General features: G+C 72.0%; 8 protein-coding genes. 7 read left to right on the plus strand and 1 reads right to left on the minus strand.

The window, feature by feature from the left end:
- Positions 1-6 precede the first annotated feature (6 nt).
- The 6 genes from efeO to ACGFZL_RS24155 all read left to right on the plus strand — a co-directional run bounded on the left by efeO (position 7) and on the right by ACGFZL_RS24155 (position 7,748).
- Entirely contained in the window at positions 7-1,155 is a 1,149-nt protein-coding gene (gene efeO, locus ACGFZL_RS24130) for an iron uptake system protein EfeO (protein WP_393694603.1), read from the plus strand.
- Between the two features lie 19 nt (positions 1,156-1,174).
- Positions 1,175-2,407: an iron uptake transporter deferrochelatase/peroxidase subunit gene (gene efeB, locus ACGFZL_RS24135; protein ID WP_393694605.1), complete on the plus strand. Its 1,233-nt coding sequence runs from the start codon at positions 1,175-1,177 to the stop codon at positions 2,405-2,407.
- A 51-nt stretch (positions 2,408-2,458) separates the two neighbouring features.
- Entirely contained in the window at positions 2,459-3,304 is an 846-nt protein-coding gene (efeU, locus tag ACGFZL_RS24140) for an iron uptake transporter permease EfeU (protein ID WP_393694607.1), read from the plus strand.
- 126 nt (positions 3,305-3,430) lie between these two features.
- Positions 3,431-4,894: a sugar porter family MFS transporter gene (locus ACGFZL_RS24145; RefSeq protein ID WP_393694609.1), complete on the plus strand. Its 1,464-nt coding sequence runs from the start codon at positions 3,431-3,433 to the stop codon at positions 4,892-4,894.
- A 210-nt stretch (positions 4,895-5,104) separates the two neighbouring features.
- Entirely contained in the window at positions 5,105-5,497 is a 393-nt protein-coding gene (locus tag ACGFZL_RS24150; protein ID WP_393694611.1) for an STAS domain-containing protein, read from the plus strand.
- A gap of 7 nt (positions 5,498-5,504) precedes the next feature.
- Positions 5,505-7,748, plus strand: a complete 2,244-nt coding sequence (locus ACGFZL_RS24155) for a GAF domain-containing SpoIIE family protein phosphatase (protein ID WP_393694613.1) — start codon at positions 5,505-5,507, stop codon at positions 7,746-7,748.
- Positions 7,749-7,790: 42 nt separating this feature from the next.
- Here the strand turns inward: ACGFZL_RS24155 and ACGFZL_RS24160 are convergent, their stop codons facing one another.
- On the minus strand, positions 7,791-12,020 hold the full coding sequence (locus tag ACGFZL_RS24160; protein WP_393694615.1) for a discoidin domain-containing protein: 4,230 nt from the start codon (positions 12,018-12,020) through the stop codon (positions 7,791-7,793).
- Between the two features lie 323 nt (positions 12,021-12,343).
- Here ACGFZL_RS24160 and ACGFZL_RS24165 point away from each other — a divergent pair, with 323 nt between their 5' ends.
- Entirely contained in the window at positions 12,344-13,699 is a 1,356-nt protein-coding gene (locus ACGFZL_RS24165; protein ID WP_393694617.1) for an ABC transporter substrate-binding protein, read from the plus strand.
- The last annotated feature ends 2 nt before the right edge of the window (positions 13,700-13,701 follow it).

The following is a 13,701-nucleotide window of genomic DNA, read 5'->3' on the forward strand; positions in this document are numbered from 1 at the left end:
GCCCCCATGCGACCCGCCCGCCTGTCCGCCGTCACCGCCCTGGCCGCGGTGACCGTGCTCACCGCCGTCACGGGCTGCACGGAGAAGTCCGACGCCAAGGACGGCGACGGCGCCGTCGCGGTCACCGCGAAGGACGACTCCTGCGAGGTCTCCACCAAGGAGTTCCCGGCCGGCCACGTGCGCCTGGACATCGAGAACAAGGGCTCCAAGGTCACCGAGGTCTATCTGCTCTTCCCCGACGACCGCATCGTCACCGAGCGCGAGAACATCGGCCCCGGCACCAAGGCTCGGCTGACCGCCGAGGTGAAGGCCGGGGACTACGCCGTCACCTGCCGCCCCGGCATGAAGGGCGACGGCTTCCGCCGCCCGGTCAAGGCCACCGGCGGGACGCCCGCCAAGCGGTCCCCGGAGATGGACAAGGCGGTCGCCGGCTACCGCGAGTACGCGCGGCGCCAGGCCGACGAGACGCTGCCCAAGGCGAAGGCGTTCACCGACGCCGTCCGCGCCGGCGACCTGGACGCCGCGAAGAAGGTGTACGCCGCCTCGCGCATCGGCTGGGAGCGCACCGAGCCCGTCGCCGAGTCCTTCGGCGACATCGACCCCAAGGTCGACCTGCGCGAGGACGGCGTCGCCGACCTGAAGCCCGGCGAGAAGTGGACCGGCTGGCACCGCCTGGAGAAGTCCCTCTGGAAGGAGGGCAAGCTCGGCGCCGAGGACAAGACCCTCGCCGACACCCTCGACAAGGACCTCGCGGTCTGGGTCCAGAAGGTCGGCACCGCCGAGATCACCCCCACCTCCATGGCCAACGGCGCCAAGGAGCTGCTCGACGAGGTCGCCACCGGCAAGGTCACCGGCGAGGAGGAGCGCTACTCGCACACCGACCTGGTCGACTTCAAGGCCAACGTCGAGGGCGCCCAGACCTCCTACGAGCTGCTCAAGCCGGTCGCGGCGAAGAACGACCCCGCACTCGTCACGGAGCTGGACAAGCAGTTCGCCGCGCTGAACACCCTGCTCGACCGCTACCGCCCGAACACCTCCTCCTACGACTTCACCTCCTACGACAAGGTCACCACCGCCCAGCGCAAGGACCTCTCCGACGCGGTGAACGCCCTGGCCGAGCCGCTGTCCAAGCTCGCCGCGGCGGTCGTGAAGTAGCTCCGGGGACCGGCACGACATGGCAGAAGGACACGAGACCCGCACCTCCCGGCGCGCCGTGCTCGGCTGGGGCGCCGCCGGCCTGGCGCTGGGCGGCGCCGCGTCCGCGGGGGCCGTGGCCGTCGCGCGGGGCGGCGACACACCGGCGGCCGACGACACGGAGGTGCCCTTCCACGGCGCCCACCAGGCCGGCATCGCCACCCCCGTGCAGGACCGGCTGCACTTCGCCGCCTTCGACGTCCGCACCGACGACCGCGCCGAGCTGGCCCGGCTGCTGCGGGACTGGACCAGGGCAGCCGAGCGCATGACGACCGGCCGACCGGTCGGCGAGGGCGCCTACGGCGGGACCGCCGAGGCCCCGCCGGACGACACCGGCGAGGCCCTCGGCCTGCAGCCCTCCCGGCTCACCCTCACCGTCGGCTTCGGGCCCTCGCTCTTCGACGACCGGTTCGGCCTGCGCGGTCGCCGCCCGGCCGCCCTGACCGACCTGCCGGCCTTCGCCGGGGACAACCTCGACGCCGCCCGCAGCGACGGCGACCTGTGCGTGCAGGCGTGCGCCGACGACCCGCAGGTGGCCGTGCACGCCATCCGCAACCTCGCCCGCATCGGCTTCGGCCGGGTCGCGGTGCGCTGGTCGCAGCTCGGCTTCGGCAAGACGTCGTCCACCACGCCCGACGAGCAGACGCCGCGCAACCTCATGGGCTTCAAGGACGGCACCCGCAACATCGCGGGCACCGACACCGCCGCCCTGGACCAGCACGTGTGGGTGTCGCAGAAGGACGGCCCCGCCTGGCTGGCCGGCGGCTCCTACCTGGTCGCGCGCCGCATCCGCATGAACATCGAGACCTGGGACCGCACCTCGCTGCAGGAGCAGGAGGACGTCTTCGGCCGGGACAAGGGCGAGGGCGCCCCCGTCGGCAAGGCGCACGAACGCGACGAGCCCTTCCTGCCGGCCATGCTGCCCACCTCCCACGTGCGCCTCGCGCACCCCGACTCCAACGGCGGGGCCCGCCTGCTGCGCCGTGGCTACTCCTTCACCGACGGCACCGACGGACTCGGCCGCCTCGACGCCGGCCTGTTCTTCCTCGCCTACCAGCGGGACGTGGCCCGGGGCTTCGTGCCGGTGCAGCGCGGCCTCGCCGCGCACGACGGGCTCAACGAATACATCCAGCACGTGGGTTCGGCGCTGTTCGCCATCCCGCCGGGCGTCCGGGACCGGGACGACTGGTGGGGCCGGGCGCTGTTCTCCTGAGCGGAACCGAGTAGAACCGAGCGGAATCAACGACGGAAAGGGACCGGGCGCATGTTCGGCAACTACCTCATCGGCCTGCGCGAGGGCCTGGAAGCCGGCCTGGTCGTCTGCATCCTCGTCGCCTACCTGGTCAAGACGGGCCGCAGGGACGCCCTGAAGCCGGTCTGGGCGGGCGTCGCCGCGGCCTGCACCGCCGCGCTGGCCTTCGGCGCGGCCCTGGAGTTCGGCTCCCAGGAGCTGACCTTCGAGGCGCAGGAAGCGCTCGGCGGCTCCCTGTCCATCGTCGCCGTCGGCCTGGTGACCTGGATGGTCTTCTGGATGCGCCGCACCGCGCGCCACCTGAAGGCGGAGCTGCACGGCAAGCTGGAGGCCGCCCTGCAGACCGGCACCGCCGCCCTGGTCCTCACCGCGTTCCTGGCGGTGGGCCGGGAGGGCCTGGAGACGGCGCTGTTCGTCTGGACCTCGGTGCGCGCCGCAGCGGACACCGGGGGCTCGGCCGCGCCGGTGACCGGGGCGCTGCTCGGCATCGCCTCGGCCGTCGCCCTCAGCTGGCTCTTCTACCGGGGCGCCCTGCGCATCGACCTCTCCCGCTTCTTCACCTGGACCGGCGGCATGCTGGTCGTCGTCGCCGCGGGCGTGCTGGCGTACGGCGTGCACGACCTCCAGGAGGCGCGGATCCTCGGCGGGCTGCCGGACACGGCGTTCGACATCAGCACCACGATCCCGCCGGACAGCTGGTACGGCACCCTGCTCAAGGGCATCTTCAACTTCCAGCCCGACCCCACGGTCCTCCAGGTCGTCGTCTGGGCCCTGTACCTCGTCCCGGTGCTGACCCTTTTCCTGGCCCCGGCCTCCCGGCAGGGCCGCCGGGCACCGGCCCCGGACACCGCCCGGTAACTCCCCCCACCAGCCCACCCCGCGGCGTGAACCCGTTCACCCGTCCTGGGCACACCGGTGTCGCCGCGAACCTCCCCTGCCGAGGATGGCCGCACGGACCGAACCGGCGGGATGCGAGGACGCGACATGGCTCAGGGCTTCTCACGCGAACCCGGCACCCGCGGCCCGCTGCCCGACCTCCCACCGCGGGCGATCCGGAAGATCACGCTCTGGGCCGTCGCGATCGCCCTCGGCGGCTTCCTCTTCGGCTTCGACACCGGAGTGGTCTCCGGCGCCCTGCTCTACCTGAAGAGCGACTTCCACCTGAACTCCTTCGAGCAGGGCAGCGTGGTCAGCGTCCTGCTCGTCGGCGCCGCCGTGGGCTCCACCTGCGCCGGCACCCTGGCCGACCGGCTCGGCCGGCGCCGCGCCCTGGGCCTGGTGGGTGTCGTCTTCCTGCTCGGCACCGCCGTCGTCACCTTCGCCGGCGGCTACGGCACGCTGATCGCCGGCCGCGTCGTCCTCGGCCTGTCCGTCGGGGCGGCGTCCGCGACCGTGCCGGTCTACCTGTCGGAGATCTCCCCGACCGCCGTCCGGGGCCGTCTGCTCACGCTCAACCAGCTGATGATCACCGTGGGCATCCTGGTCGCCTACCTCGTCAACCTGGCCTTCGCCGGGGGCGGGACGTGGCGGGCCATGTTCGCCGTCGGGGCGATCCCGGCCGCGCTGCTCGTCGCCGCGGCGCTGTGGCTCCTGCCCGAGTCGCCGCAGTGGCTGATCGCCCACGGCCGGGCCGAGCGGGCGCGCAGCGGGATCGCCGCCCTCGCCGGCGAGGACACCGCCGACGAGATCGTGCGCCGCGCACAGCAGCGGATCGAGGACGACCGGGCGGCCCAGGAGGCGGACTCCGGCCGCAAGGGAGCCGGCGGAGCGAGGCGGCTGCTGGCCCCGGACGTCCGCCCGGCCCTGATCGTCGGCCTCACCCTCGCCGCGGTGCAGCAGCTCGGCGGCATCAACACGATCATCTACTACGCGCCGACCATCATCCAGCAGACCGGCCTCAACGCCTCCAACTCGATCTTCTACTCGGTCTGCATCGGCGCCATCAACCTGATCATGACGGTGGTGGCGGTCCGGGTGGTCGACCGGGCCGGCCGCCGGCCCATGATCCTGGTGTCCCTGGCGGTGATGACCGTCTCGGTGTTCCTGCTCGGGCTCGCCTTCGTCACCGGCATGAACTCCCTGCTCACCCTCCTCTTCATGGTCGTCTACATCGCCGCCTTCGCCGGCGGCCTCGGCCCGGTCTTCTGGACCCTGATCGGCGAGATCTTCCCGCCCTCGGTGCGGGCCGAGGGCTCCGGCGTGTCGACGGCCGTCAACTGGATCGCCAACTTCGCCGTGAGCCTCGCCTTCCTGCCGGTGGCGGACGCCGTCGGCCAGGGCGAGACCTTCTGGATCTTCGCCGCGATCTGCGCGCTGGCCTTCGTCTTCGTCAGCGCGTACGTCCCCGAGACCCGGGGCCGCGACGCCGAGCAGATCGACCGGGCCCTGCACGAGCGCTTCGGCCGGCCGGCCGCCGGCGGGGAGACCGAACGGGCGAAGACCCGCTGACCCCTACCGCGCGGCGGCCTGCGCCGGCTGCTCCGACGCCCGCACCCTGGCCCTGCGGCCCCGGCTGGTCGTCTGCGACGAACCCGTCTCCGCGCTCGACCTCGGGCCGAAGGGCCCTCACGTCCACCCCGCGGGCGGCACTATCATCGTGACGTCCGGGTCACGGGGATGTGGAGGCGGCTGAGGGTGTTCGCGGTCGAGGTCGGGCCGATGGCTCAGGCGTGGGTGTTCGCCCTGCGCGGCGAGCTGGACCACGCCAGCGCGGTCCAGCTGGAGGAAGCCGCCGAGCGGCTGTACACCGCGGTGCCCGAGCCGGGGCTCGTCGTGGTCGACTGCTCCGGCCTCGAGTTCTGCGACTCGTCCGGGATCGGCTGGCTGGTGCGCATGCACCTGCGGCTCGCGGCCCGGGGCGGTGCCCTGCGCCTCGCGGCCGTGCCCGCCTCGGTGGCGCGGGTGTTCTCCCTGACCGGCCTGGACCAGGCCATCCCGGCGCACCCCACGGCGTGGGACGCCGTGGCCGCCGTCGGTGCGGATGGGGCGGGTGCCCCTGAGCTTCACGACGGGGAGACTCCGGCCCCGTCACGTTCGGCGAGTGAGAGGTAGCAGGGTCATGACGCGCGCTCCGGAACAGAGGCCGGTCCAGGCCGGGTCCGAGGACGCCGGCGAGACCGGCACCGGTCGGCACGAGCAGGACCTGCGCGCCCTGTTCGGCCGGTCCACGGCCGTGTTCGCCTCGCTGGCCGGCCCCGCCCACATGGTGGAGGCCGCCAACGCCGCGTTCTTCGCCGCGATCGGCGGCGCGGAGCGGGCCCGCACCGGCGTGCCGATCGGACAGCTGATGCCCGAGCTGGTGGAGCAGGGCTTCATCCGGCTGCTCGACCGCGTCTACCGCACCGGCGAACCGCACACCGGGCACAACGCCCGCGTCCTGCTCGGCACCGGCTCCGCCGCGCGGGAGGCGTTCTTCGACTTCACCTACGAGCCGCGCTCGGACGCCGGCGGCAACATCGTCGGCGTCCGGGTCATCGGCGTCGAGACCACCCAGGTCATCCAGGCCCAGCGGCTGACCGCCGAACACCGGGCGCTCCTCGAACAGATCGCCCGCCAGGCCCCGCTGCACCAGACCCTGGAGGGCATGGCCCGGGTCATCGAGGACCTCGCGCCCGAGGAGGTCCTCGTCTCCGTACTCCTCGCCGACCCCGACGGCCGGCACCTGCGGCACGGCGCGGCCCCCAGCCTGCCCGACTTCTACAACGAGGCGATCGACGGCATCGCCACCGGCGACGGCGTCGGCTCCTGCGGCACGGCCGCGCACCGGCGCCGGCCCGTGATCGTCACCGACATCGCCACCGACCCGTACTGGGAGGCCTTCCGCGACCTGGCCGACCGGGCCCGCCTCGCCGCCTGCTGGTCGACCCCGATCCTGGCCGCCGACGGCTCGCTGCTCGGCACCTTCGCGATGTACCACCGCGCCCCGCGGGCACCCCAGGAGGCCGACCTCGCCCTGGCCCGGGTCTTCGCCGACACCGCCGCGCTGGCCATCGAGCGCCACCGGGCCGAGGAGGCCCGCGTCGCCGCCGAGGCCAAGGAGGAGGCGGTCCGCGACGACCTGGCCTTCCTCCTCGAGGCCAGCACGGCACTGGGCGCCGACCTGGACTACACCCAGACGCTCCAGCGCCTGTCCGGGGTCTGCGTCCCCCGCCTCGCGCCGCTGTGCGCGGTCGACGTCGTCGAGGCCGGCCGGGTCCGCCGCATCGCCACCAGCGGCCCCACCCCGGCCGAGGAGGCCCTGCTCGCCTCCCACATCCCGGTCTACGACGCCCACGACGACGCCGTCGCCCGCGTGCTGGCCACGGGCATGAGCGAGGTCGCCCGGCGTGTTCCCACCGGCCCCGGACCCTGGCACGACCTCGCGGTCACCGGCTACCTGTGCGTGCCCCTGCTCGACCGCGGACGCACCTTCGCCACCCTGACCCTGCTGACCACCGGCGAGGACGTCTTCGACGGGCACACCGTCGCCCTCACCGAGGAACTGGCCCGCCGTGCCGCCTCGGCGGCGCTCAACGCCCGTCAGTACACCCACCGGGTCGACCTCGCCCGCGACCTCCAGGCCGGCCTGCTGCTGCCCGACCTGCCCGACATCCCCGGCGCCGACGTCGCCACCTACTACCACCCCGCCGGCGAAGGGCTCGACATCGGCGGCGACTTCTACGACGTGTTCCGCCTGGCCGACGGCCGCTGGGCGTTCATGCTCGGCGACGTGTGCGGGCGCGGCGCCGGCGCGGCCACCACCACCGCCCTGGTCCGGCACACCGCCCGTGCCGTCGCCCCGCTGCTGCCCGACCCCAGAGCGGTCGTCACCGCGATCAACCAGGCCCTCCTCAACCGCCACGGCAGCCACGGCACCGGCTTCGTCACCCTCGTCTACGGCCAGCTCGCCGCCACCGCCGACGGCCTGGACGTCGAACTGGTCCGCGCCGGGCACACCCTGCCCTTCGTCGTCGACGCGCGGGGCGGCGTCCGCGCGGTCGAGTCGCCGGGATCGCTGCTCGGCATCACCCCCGACCCGCACCTCGTCCCGCACCGCCTGCGTCTGGCCGCGCACGAGAGCCTGCTGCTGTACACCGACGGCATCACCGAGGCCCGCGGCACCGACGGGGAGCAGTTCGGCGAGGAGCGCCTCGCCCGTGCCCTGGGCGACGCCCCGCGCCGGCCCGGCGCGGTCGCCCTCCTGGAGCAGCTGACCCGCGCCGTCCACGCCTTCACCGCCGGCCAGGACAACGACGACGACCAGGCCGCCCTGGCCCTGACGGCGACCCTGCCCCACGACACGACGGCCGGGACCACCCCCTGAGAGGGGGCGGCCCCGGCCGGGTGCCGGCGTCGGGCGCGGACGCTACTCGACGTTGATCTTGAAGGTGGTGGTCCGGTTCCGGATGTCCTCGGCGTTGCCGCTCATCCGCAGGTTGCGGAAAGTGGCCTCGCCGACCGCCGGGCCCTGACCCGGTTCCGGCAGTTCGTTCGCCCAGATCCCGAAGCCCGACTTGGCGTCGAAGGCGTCACCGCTCTTCTTGGAGTTGGTGATGGAGATGTCGGTGAAGATCGTGTCCTTCACCGGGAACTGCGGCTGCCCTCCCACGTAGTTGGTCTGGAACATCACACCGCCGTAGGTCGAGTCGTCGATGTCGACGTCGTTGACCCGGATGCCCTGGAAGACCTTCGAGGCGGAGAAGCACCAGATGGCCGGGAAGACCTGCGAGCCCCAGAAGTGGCCGCCGGTCCGGTCCAGGGAGACGTTCTCGATGGTCGTCGGCTCGGTCCCGAAGCCGTTCATCGGGTAGCCGAAGTCCAGCGAGGAGATGGTGATCCCGGAGTACACCAGGGTGTCGGCGATCCGGATGTTGCGGAACGTGTTGCTGTAGCCGCCGTACACGGCCAGGCCCGCGGCGCGCCAGGTGAGCGTCGAGGTGAGGTTCTCGTACAGGTTGTTCTTCTCGTCCGCCCCGCCCGCGTCGATCGCGGAGAACAGCGCGAAGCTGTCGTCGCCGGTGGCCCGGGCGTCGTTGTTGACGACGTGGTTGTCCGTGGAGCCGTTGGTCATGTTGACGCCGTCGGCGAAGGTGTCGCGGATGCGGGAGTTCTTGATGGTCATGCCGTCGGTGTTGGCGCCCCAGTAGAGGCACACCATGTGCTCGACCCAGATGTTGTCGATGGTCACGCCCGAGACGTTCGAGAAGTCGAAGACCTTGCCGGGACCGTCGATCCGGGACGTGTAGTTGCCGAAGTAGGCGAAGCCGGTGAACGAGGAGCCGTTGGCGCTGGCCTCGGCCCGGAAGCCGACGTCGGTGTTCTCCTGCGAGGAGGGCGCCCGGAAGCGGGTGAACCACGGTCCCGCGCCGACCACCTTCACGGCCTTGCCGTAGACCTGGAACTTGCTGGACGTCTCGTAGTCGCCGGCCGGCAGGTAGACGCCGACCAGCTTGCCGGTGGTGTCCATGCGGACCTTGTCCAGGGCGTTCTGCACGTCCTGGTGCGAGAAGCCGGCCGGGACCGTGTACGCGGCCGGGTCCGGGTTGGCGACCGCGGTCGCCAGCTCGGTGTCGGCGAAGTCGATCGCGTAGGTGGAGGTGTTGGCCGCGTCCTTCTGGAGCCGGATCTTCGAACCGGCCGGCACGGTCTTGCCGAGCAGCAGGTTCGCCTCGTCGTAGATGTGCCGCGGGGCGCCGGATCCGGGGTCGTTGCCGGGCGCGGTCTCGGCGCCGTACAGCCAGGCGTACTTGGCGGTCAGGTCGATCGCCTTCAGGAACTGGCCGTCCACGTACACGTTGAGCGTCGTGTTGGTGCCGTCGGGGATCGAGAAGCGGGTGACGAGGGTGTTGGTGGCCGCCCGCGTGGTCCACTCGACGTACTGGCCGGTGCCGGTCAGCGTGACCGCCTTGCGCCCGCTCGCCTCGCCGGCGAGGTCGCCGACGGTGCGGTTCGGGCCGACGACCTTGGCGCCGCCGCCCGGCGTGCCGTCCTCGGCCTCGTAGTGGTCGTAGGGCATGTCGGCGCCGCGGCCGACGAACAGCGCCTGTGTGGTGGTGTTGTTGGTCCGCTTGACCGGCAGCTCGTTGGCGTCGTCGGCGATGACCGTCTTCACCGTGTACTTGCCGTTGCCGGCCGTCCACGAGCCGAGGTTCACCGGGGCGGTGGTCTGCCCGGGTGCGATGGTGCCGGTGTAGGAGCCGGTGAGCGTCTTGACGGTGGCGCCCTGCGCGTTCTGGATCGTCAGCGTCACCCCGTGGGCGCCGGCGGCCGAGGCCGTCGAGCCCTGGTTCTTGATCGCGACGCTGAACTTGACGTCGTCACCGGCCGACGGGCTGGACGGCGACCAGGCGACCGGCGCGGCGAGCAGGTCCGAGCTGGCGACCGGCTTGACCACCAGGGCGTCGGAGCGGGCGAAGGTGTTGTTCGCCTCGTTCTGCTCGATCACCTTGTTGGACGGGTCCACGACCGCGCCGACCGGGTAACTGCCCGCGTCCCGGGCCCCGATGCTCGCCGTGACCGTCTTCGACTCACCCGCGGCGAGGGCGGGCACGGACGCGGTGGCGACCTTGGTGCCGCCGAGCGTGAAGTTCAGGTCGGTGGCGGCGGCCGCCTTGCTGCCGCCGTTGGTGACGGTGGCGGTCAGGCTGACCGGGTCCGACTCGACCGGCGCGGCCGGGCTGTTGGTGATCCCGGTGACCTTGAGGTCCGGGTTGGCGGCCGGCGTGCCGATCACCTGCACCTCGGCCACCTGCGCGCCCGGGGCGCCGGTGTTCTTGGTGAACTTCAGCTGGACGTCCGCCGCGGAGCCGGACACCGGGATGGTCACCGTGTTGCCGCCGGCGGGGGAGAAGGTGTAGTCCTTCGCCGCCGCGAGGCTGGTGAAGGACGAGCCGTCCTGGTCGCGGCCGAGCACCTGGATGTTCTGCGTCCGCTCGCCCCAGGCGGCGTCCGGGTTCAGCTTGACGACGACCCGGCTCAGGTCGGCGTTGGCGCCCAGCTTGGTGGTGAGGGTGGCGGGGTAGGCGCCGCCCGCGCTCTCCCAGTAGGTGCTGGTCTGACCGTCGTTGGCGTTGGCGGCGACGTAGGTGAAGACGCTGGACGACGCCTCGATGGGCTTGCCCTGGGCGAGATCGCCACCGCCCCCGGAGCCGGCCCGGGTGACGCTGTTGCTCGCCCCCGAGACGTTGCCGGCGGCGTCCTTCGCCTTCACGGAGTACGTCACGGTGGCCGTCGCCGCCGGGGTGTCGGTGTAGGTGGTGACGTCGCCGGCGACCGACCTGAGGAGCTGCCCGTTGGCGTAGACGTCGTACCCGGTCACCTTGACGTTGTCGCTGGACGCCTGCCAGGTCAGCTTCACGTCGGCGCCCGACTGGGTGTAGGCGAGGTTGCCGGGCGCGGTGGGCGCCTGGGTGTCCCCGCCGGTGCCCTTGCGCACCACGGTGTTGCTGTTGGCGGAGACGTTGCCCGCGGCGTCCTTGGCCCGCACGAAGTAGCTGACGTCGCTGCCGGCCGGCTGGTTGTCGGTGTACGTGAGGACGTTCCCGGCGACGCTGGCCCGCAGCACGCCGTTGGCGTACACGTCGTAGCCGGTGACACCGGTGTTGTCGGTGGCCGCGCCCCAGGTGAGCTTGATCTGCCCGGAGGCGGGCTCGGTGTAGGCGAGGTTCGCGGGGGCCGAGGGCGCCTGGGTGTCGCCGGTGGCCGGCCCGTACACCTCCAGCTCGGCGAGCTGCCCGGCCGGCCAGCCGGTGTTGGCGGTGACCAGCACGCGCACGTACCGCGTGGTGGTGGCGTCGAAGGCGATGTCCGCCGACTGCCCGTTGCCGCTGTCGAAGGTGTACGCCTTCGAGGCCGTCAGGTCGGTGAAGGAGCGGTTGTCGGTCGAGCCCTGGATCTTGAGGGTCTCGCTGCGGCTCGGCCAGCCGTTCGGCAGCCGCAGCGTCACCTGGTTGACCCGGACCGACGAGCCGAGGTCGACCTGCACCCACTGCGGGAAGGCGTTGTTCGCGCTCTCCCAGTAGGTGGCGCGGTTGCCGTCGCCGGCGTTCGCCGCGCCGTACACGTCGGCGTGGCCGCTCTCGCTGAAGGGCTTGCCCTGCGCGAGGTTGGGGCCCGCGGCGGCGGCGGTGGTGAGCACCTGCATCTCGGCGAGCTGCGCGGTGCCGGCGACGGAGTTGCCCTGGAAGTCGGCGCGGACGTAGCGGGCGAGGGTGGCCGGGAAGGAGACCCGCACCGTGTTGCCGTTGCCGGGTCCGAAGACGTAGCGCGCCGAGGACTTGAGGGTGGTGAAGCTCTTGCCGTCGGCGCTGGCCTGGAGCGCGAGGGTCTGGGTGCGGGTGCGCCAGTGGGCCGGCAGCCGCAGCACCACCTCGCGGACCCGCTGGGCGCGTCCGAGGTCGGTCTGCACCGACTGCGGGGCGTTCTTCGCGGCCTGCCAGTAGGTGTCGGGGTCGCCGTCGCCGATCCGGGCGGCGGAGTGGTCCTCGGCGGAGCGGCCCTCGGCGTGCGCGCCGAGGGCGGGCAGGCCGAGGACCATGACGGTGGAGACCAGCGCGGCCGAGGCCGTGCGGCGTCTCCAGGAACGGGGTGGGGTCATGCGGGGGGTCCCTCCCTGCGGGGGCTCGCGTACCGTCGGGCGACGCGAGGCGGCTCGTGTCGGGGGCAGAGCGGTGGGGCCTTGGGACAACTCGAACCGGCGGCTGCGCAGCTTCTTGCGTCGAGTCATCGCAATATTGCAGACGCCAGTCGGTTAGTCCACGGTCGTGACGCCATCGGTTCCGGGCGCTGATTGCTGGCACTGTCAAGGATTTACGAATTCTGCGCGAGATCTTGCGCCGCATTGACGGGGATGGTTGAGTGTGGGCCGCCCCACCGCGAGCCGCCGTGCGGGCATCCCATTCAGGGCCGAAGGGGTCACCGATGAGAAGTACCGGGTTCCGTCGCACCACCGTCGCCGCGATAGCCGGCGTCCTCGCTCTCTCGGGCCTCACCGCGTGCAGCTCGGACGAGGACGGGAGCTCGGCGGACGGCAAGACGCGCATCACGGTCAACTGCATGCCGCCCAAGAGCGCGAAGGTGGACCGGAGCTTCTTCTCCGCGGACGTGGCCGCGTTCGAGAAGGCGAACCCGAAGATCGACGTGGTGGCGCACGACGCGTTCCCGTGCCAGGACCCCAAGACCTTCGACGCGAAGCTGGCGGGCGGTCAGATGGAGGACGTGTTCTACACGTACTTCACCGACGCCAAGCACGTCGTCGACATCCACCAGGCCGCGGACATCACGCAGTACGTCAAGGAGCTGAAGAGCTACAGCACCATCCAGCAGCAGCTGCGCGACGTCTACACCGTCGACGGCAAGATCTACGGCGTCCCCCGCACCGGCTACTCGATGGGCCTCGTCTACAACCGCGCCCTGTTCGAGAAGGCCGGCCTCGACCCGGACAAGCCGCCGACCACCTGGGACGAGGTCCGCGCCGACGCCAAGAAGATCGCCGCCCTGGGCAAGGGCACGGTCGGCTACGCGGACTACAGCGCGCAGAACCAGGGCGGCTGGCACTTCACCGCCGAGATGTACTCCCAGGGCGGCTCCGTCGTCAGCGCGGACGGCAAGAAGTCCCAGGTCGACAGCGCCGAGGGCCGCGCCGTGCTGCAGACCCTGCACGACATGCGCTGGACGGACGACTCGATGGGCAGCAAGCAGCTGCTCGTCATCAACGACGCGCAGCAGATGATGGGCTCCGGCAAGCTCGGCATGTACCTGTCCGCCCCGGACAACATCCCGATCCTGGTCAAGGAGAAGGGCGGCAACTACAAGGACCTGGCCCTCGGCCCGATGCCCGGCGGCAAGGGCACCCTCATCGGCGGCGACGGCTACATGTTCAACAAGAACGCCGGCCCCGAGCAGATCCGGGCCGGCCTGAAGTGGCTGGACGCCATGTTCCTGACCCCCGGCAAGGGTTTCCTCGGCGACTACGCCCGCGCCAAGAAGACCGACGCGCCGGTCGGCCTGCCCGAACCCCGCCTGTTCACCGGCGCCGCGGACGCCAAGGACCAGGAGGTCAAGAAGGCCAACGCCAACGTGCCGGTGGGCAACTACCAGCCCTTCCTGGACGGCAACCAGTCCCTGGAGCTGAAGATCGAGCCGCCCAACGCCCAGCAGATCTACTCCGTCCTGGACGGCGTGGTCTCCGCGGTGCTGACCAAGAAGGACGCCGACATCGACCGGCTGCTGAAGGACGCCTCCGGCAAGATCGACGGCATCCTGGCCCGGAGCTGACC

The sequence above is a fragment of the Streptomyces sp. NPDC048182 genome (genome assembly GCF_043202555.1).
Taxonomy (GTDB): Bacteria; Actinomycetota; Actinomycetes; order Streptomycetales; family Streptomycetaceae; genus Streptomyces.

Excerpts from the sequence above, each read along its gene's own strand:
- efeB (WP_393694605.1), top strand. The coding sequence starts at position 1,175 with ATGGCAGAAGGACACGAGACCCGCACCTCCCGGCGCGCCGTGCTCGGC.
- ACGFZL_RS24165 (WP_393694617.1), top strand. The coding sequence starts at position 12,344 with ATGAGAAGTACCGGGTTCCGTCGCACCACCGTCGCCGCGATAGCCGGC.
- ACGFZL_RS24155 (WP_393694613.1), top strand. The coding sequence starts at position 5,505 with ATGACGCGCGCTCCGGAACAGAGGCCGGTCCAGGCCGGGTCCGAGGAC.
- efeO (WP_393694603.1), top strand. The coding sequence starts at position 7 with ATGCGACCCGCCCGCCTGTCCGCCGTCACCGCCCTGGCCGCGGTGACC.
- ACGFZL_RS24150 (WP_393694611.1), top strand. The coding sequence starts at position 5,105 with ATGGCTCAGGCGTGGGTGTTCGCCCTGCGCGGCGAGCTGGACCACGCC.
- ACGFZL_RS24160 (WP_393694615.1), bottom strand. The coding sequence starts at position 12,020 with ATGACCCCACCCCGTTCCTGGAGACGCCGCACGGCCTCGGCCGCGCTG.
- efeU (WP_393694607.1), top strand. The coding sequence starts at position 2,459 with ATGTTCGGCAACTACCTCATCGGCCTGCGCGAGGGCCTGGAAGCCGGC.
- ACGFZL_RS24145 (WP_393694609.1), top strand. The coding sequence starts at position 3,431 with ATGGCTCAGGGCTTCTCACGCGAACCCGGCACCCGCGGCCCGCTGCCC.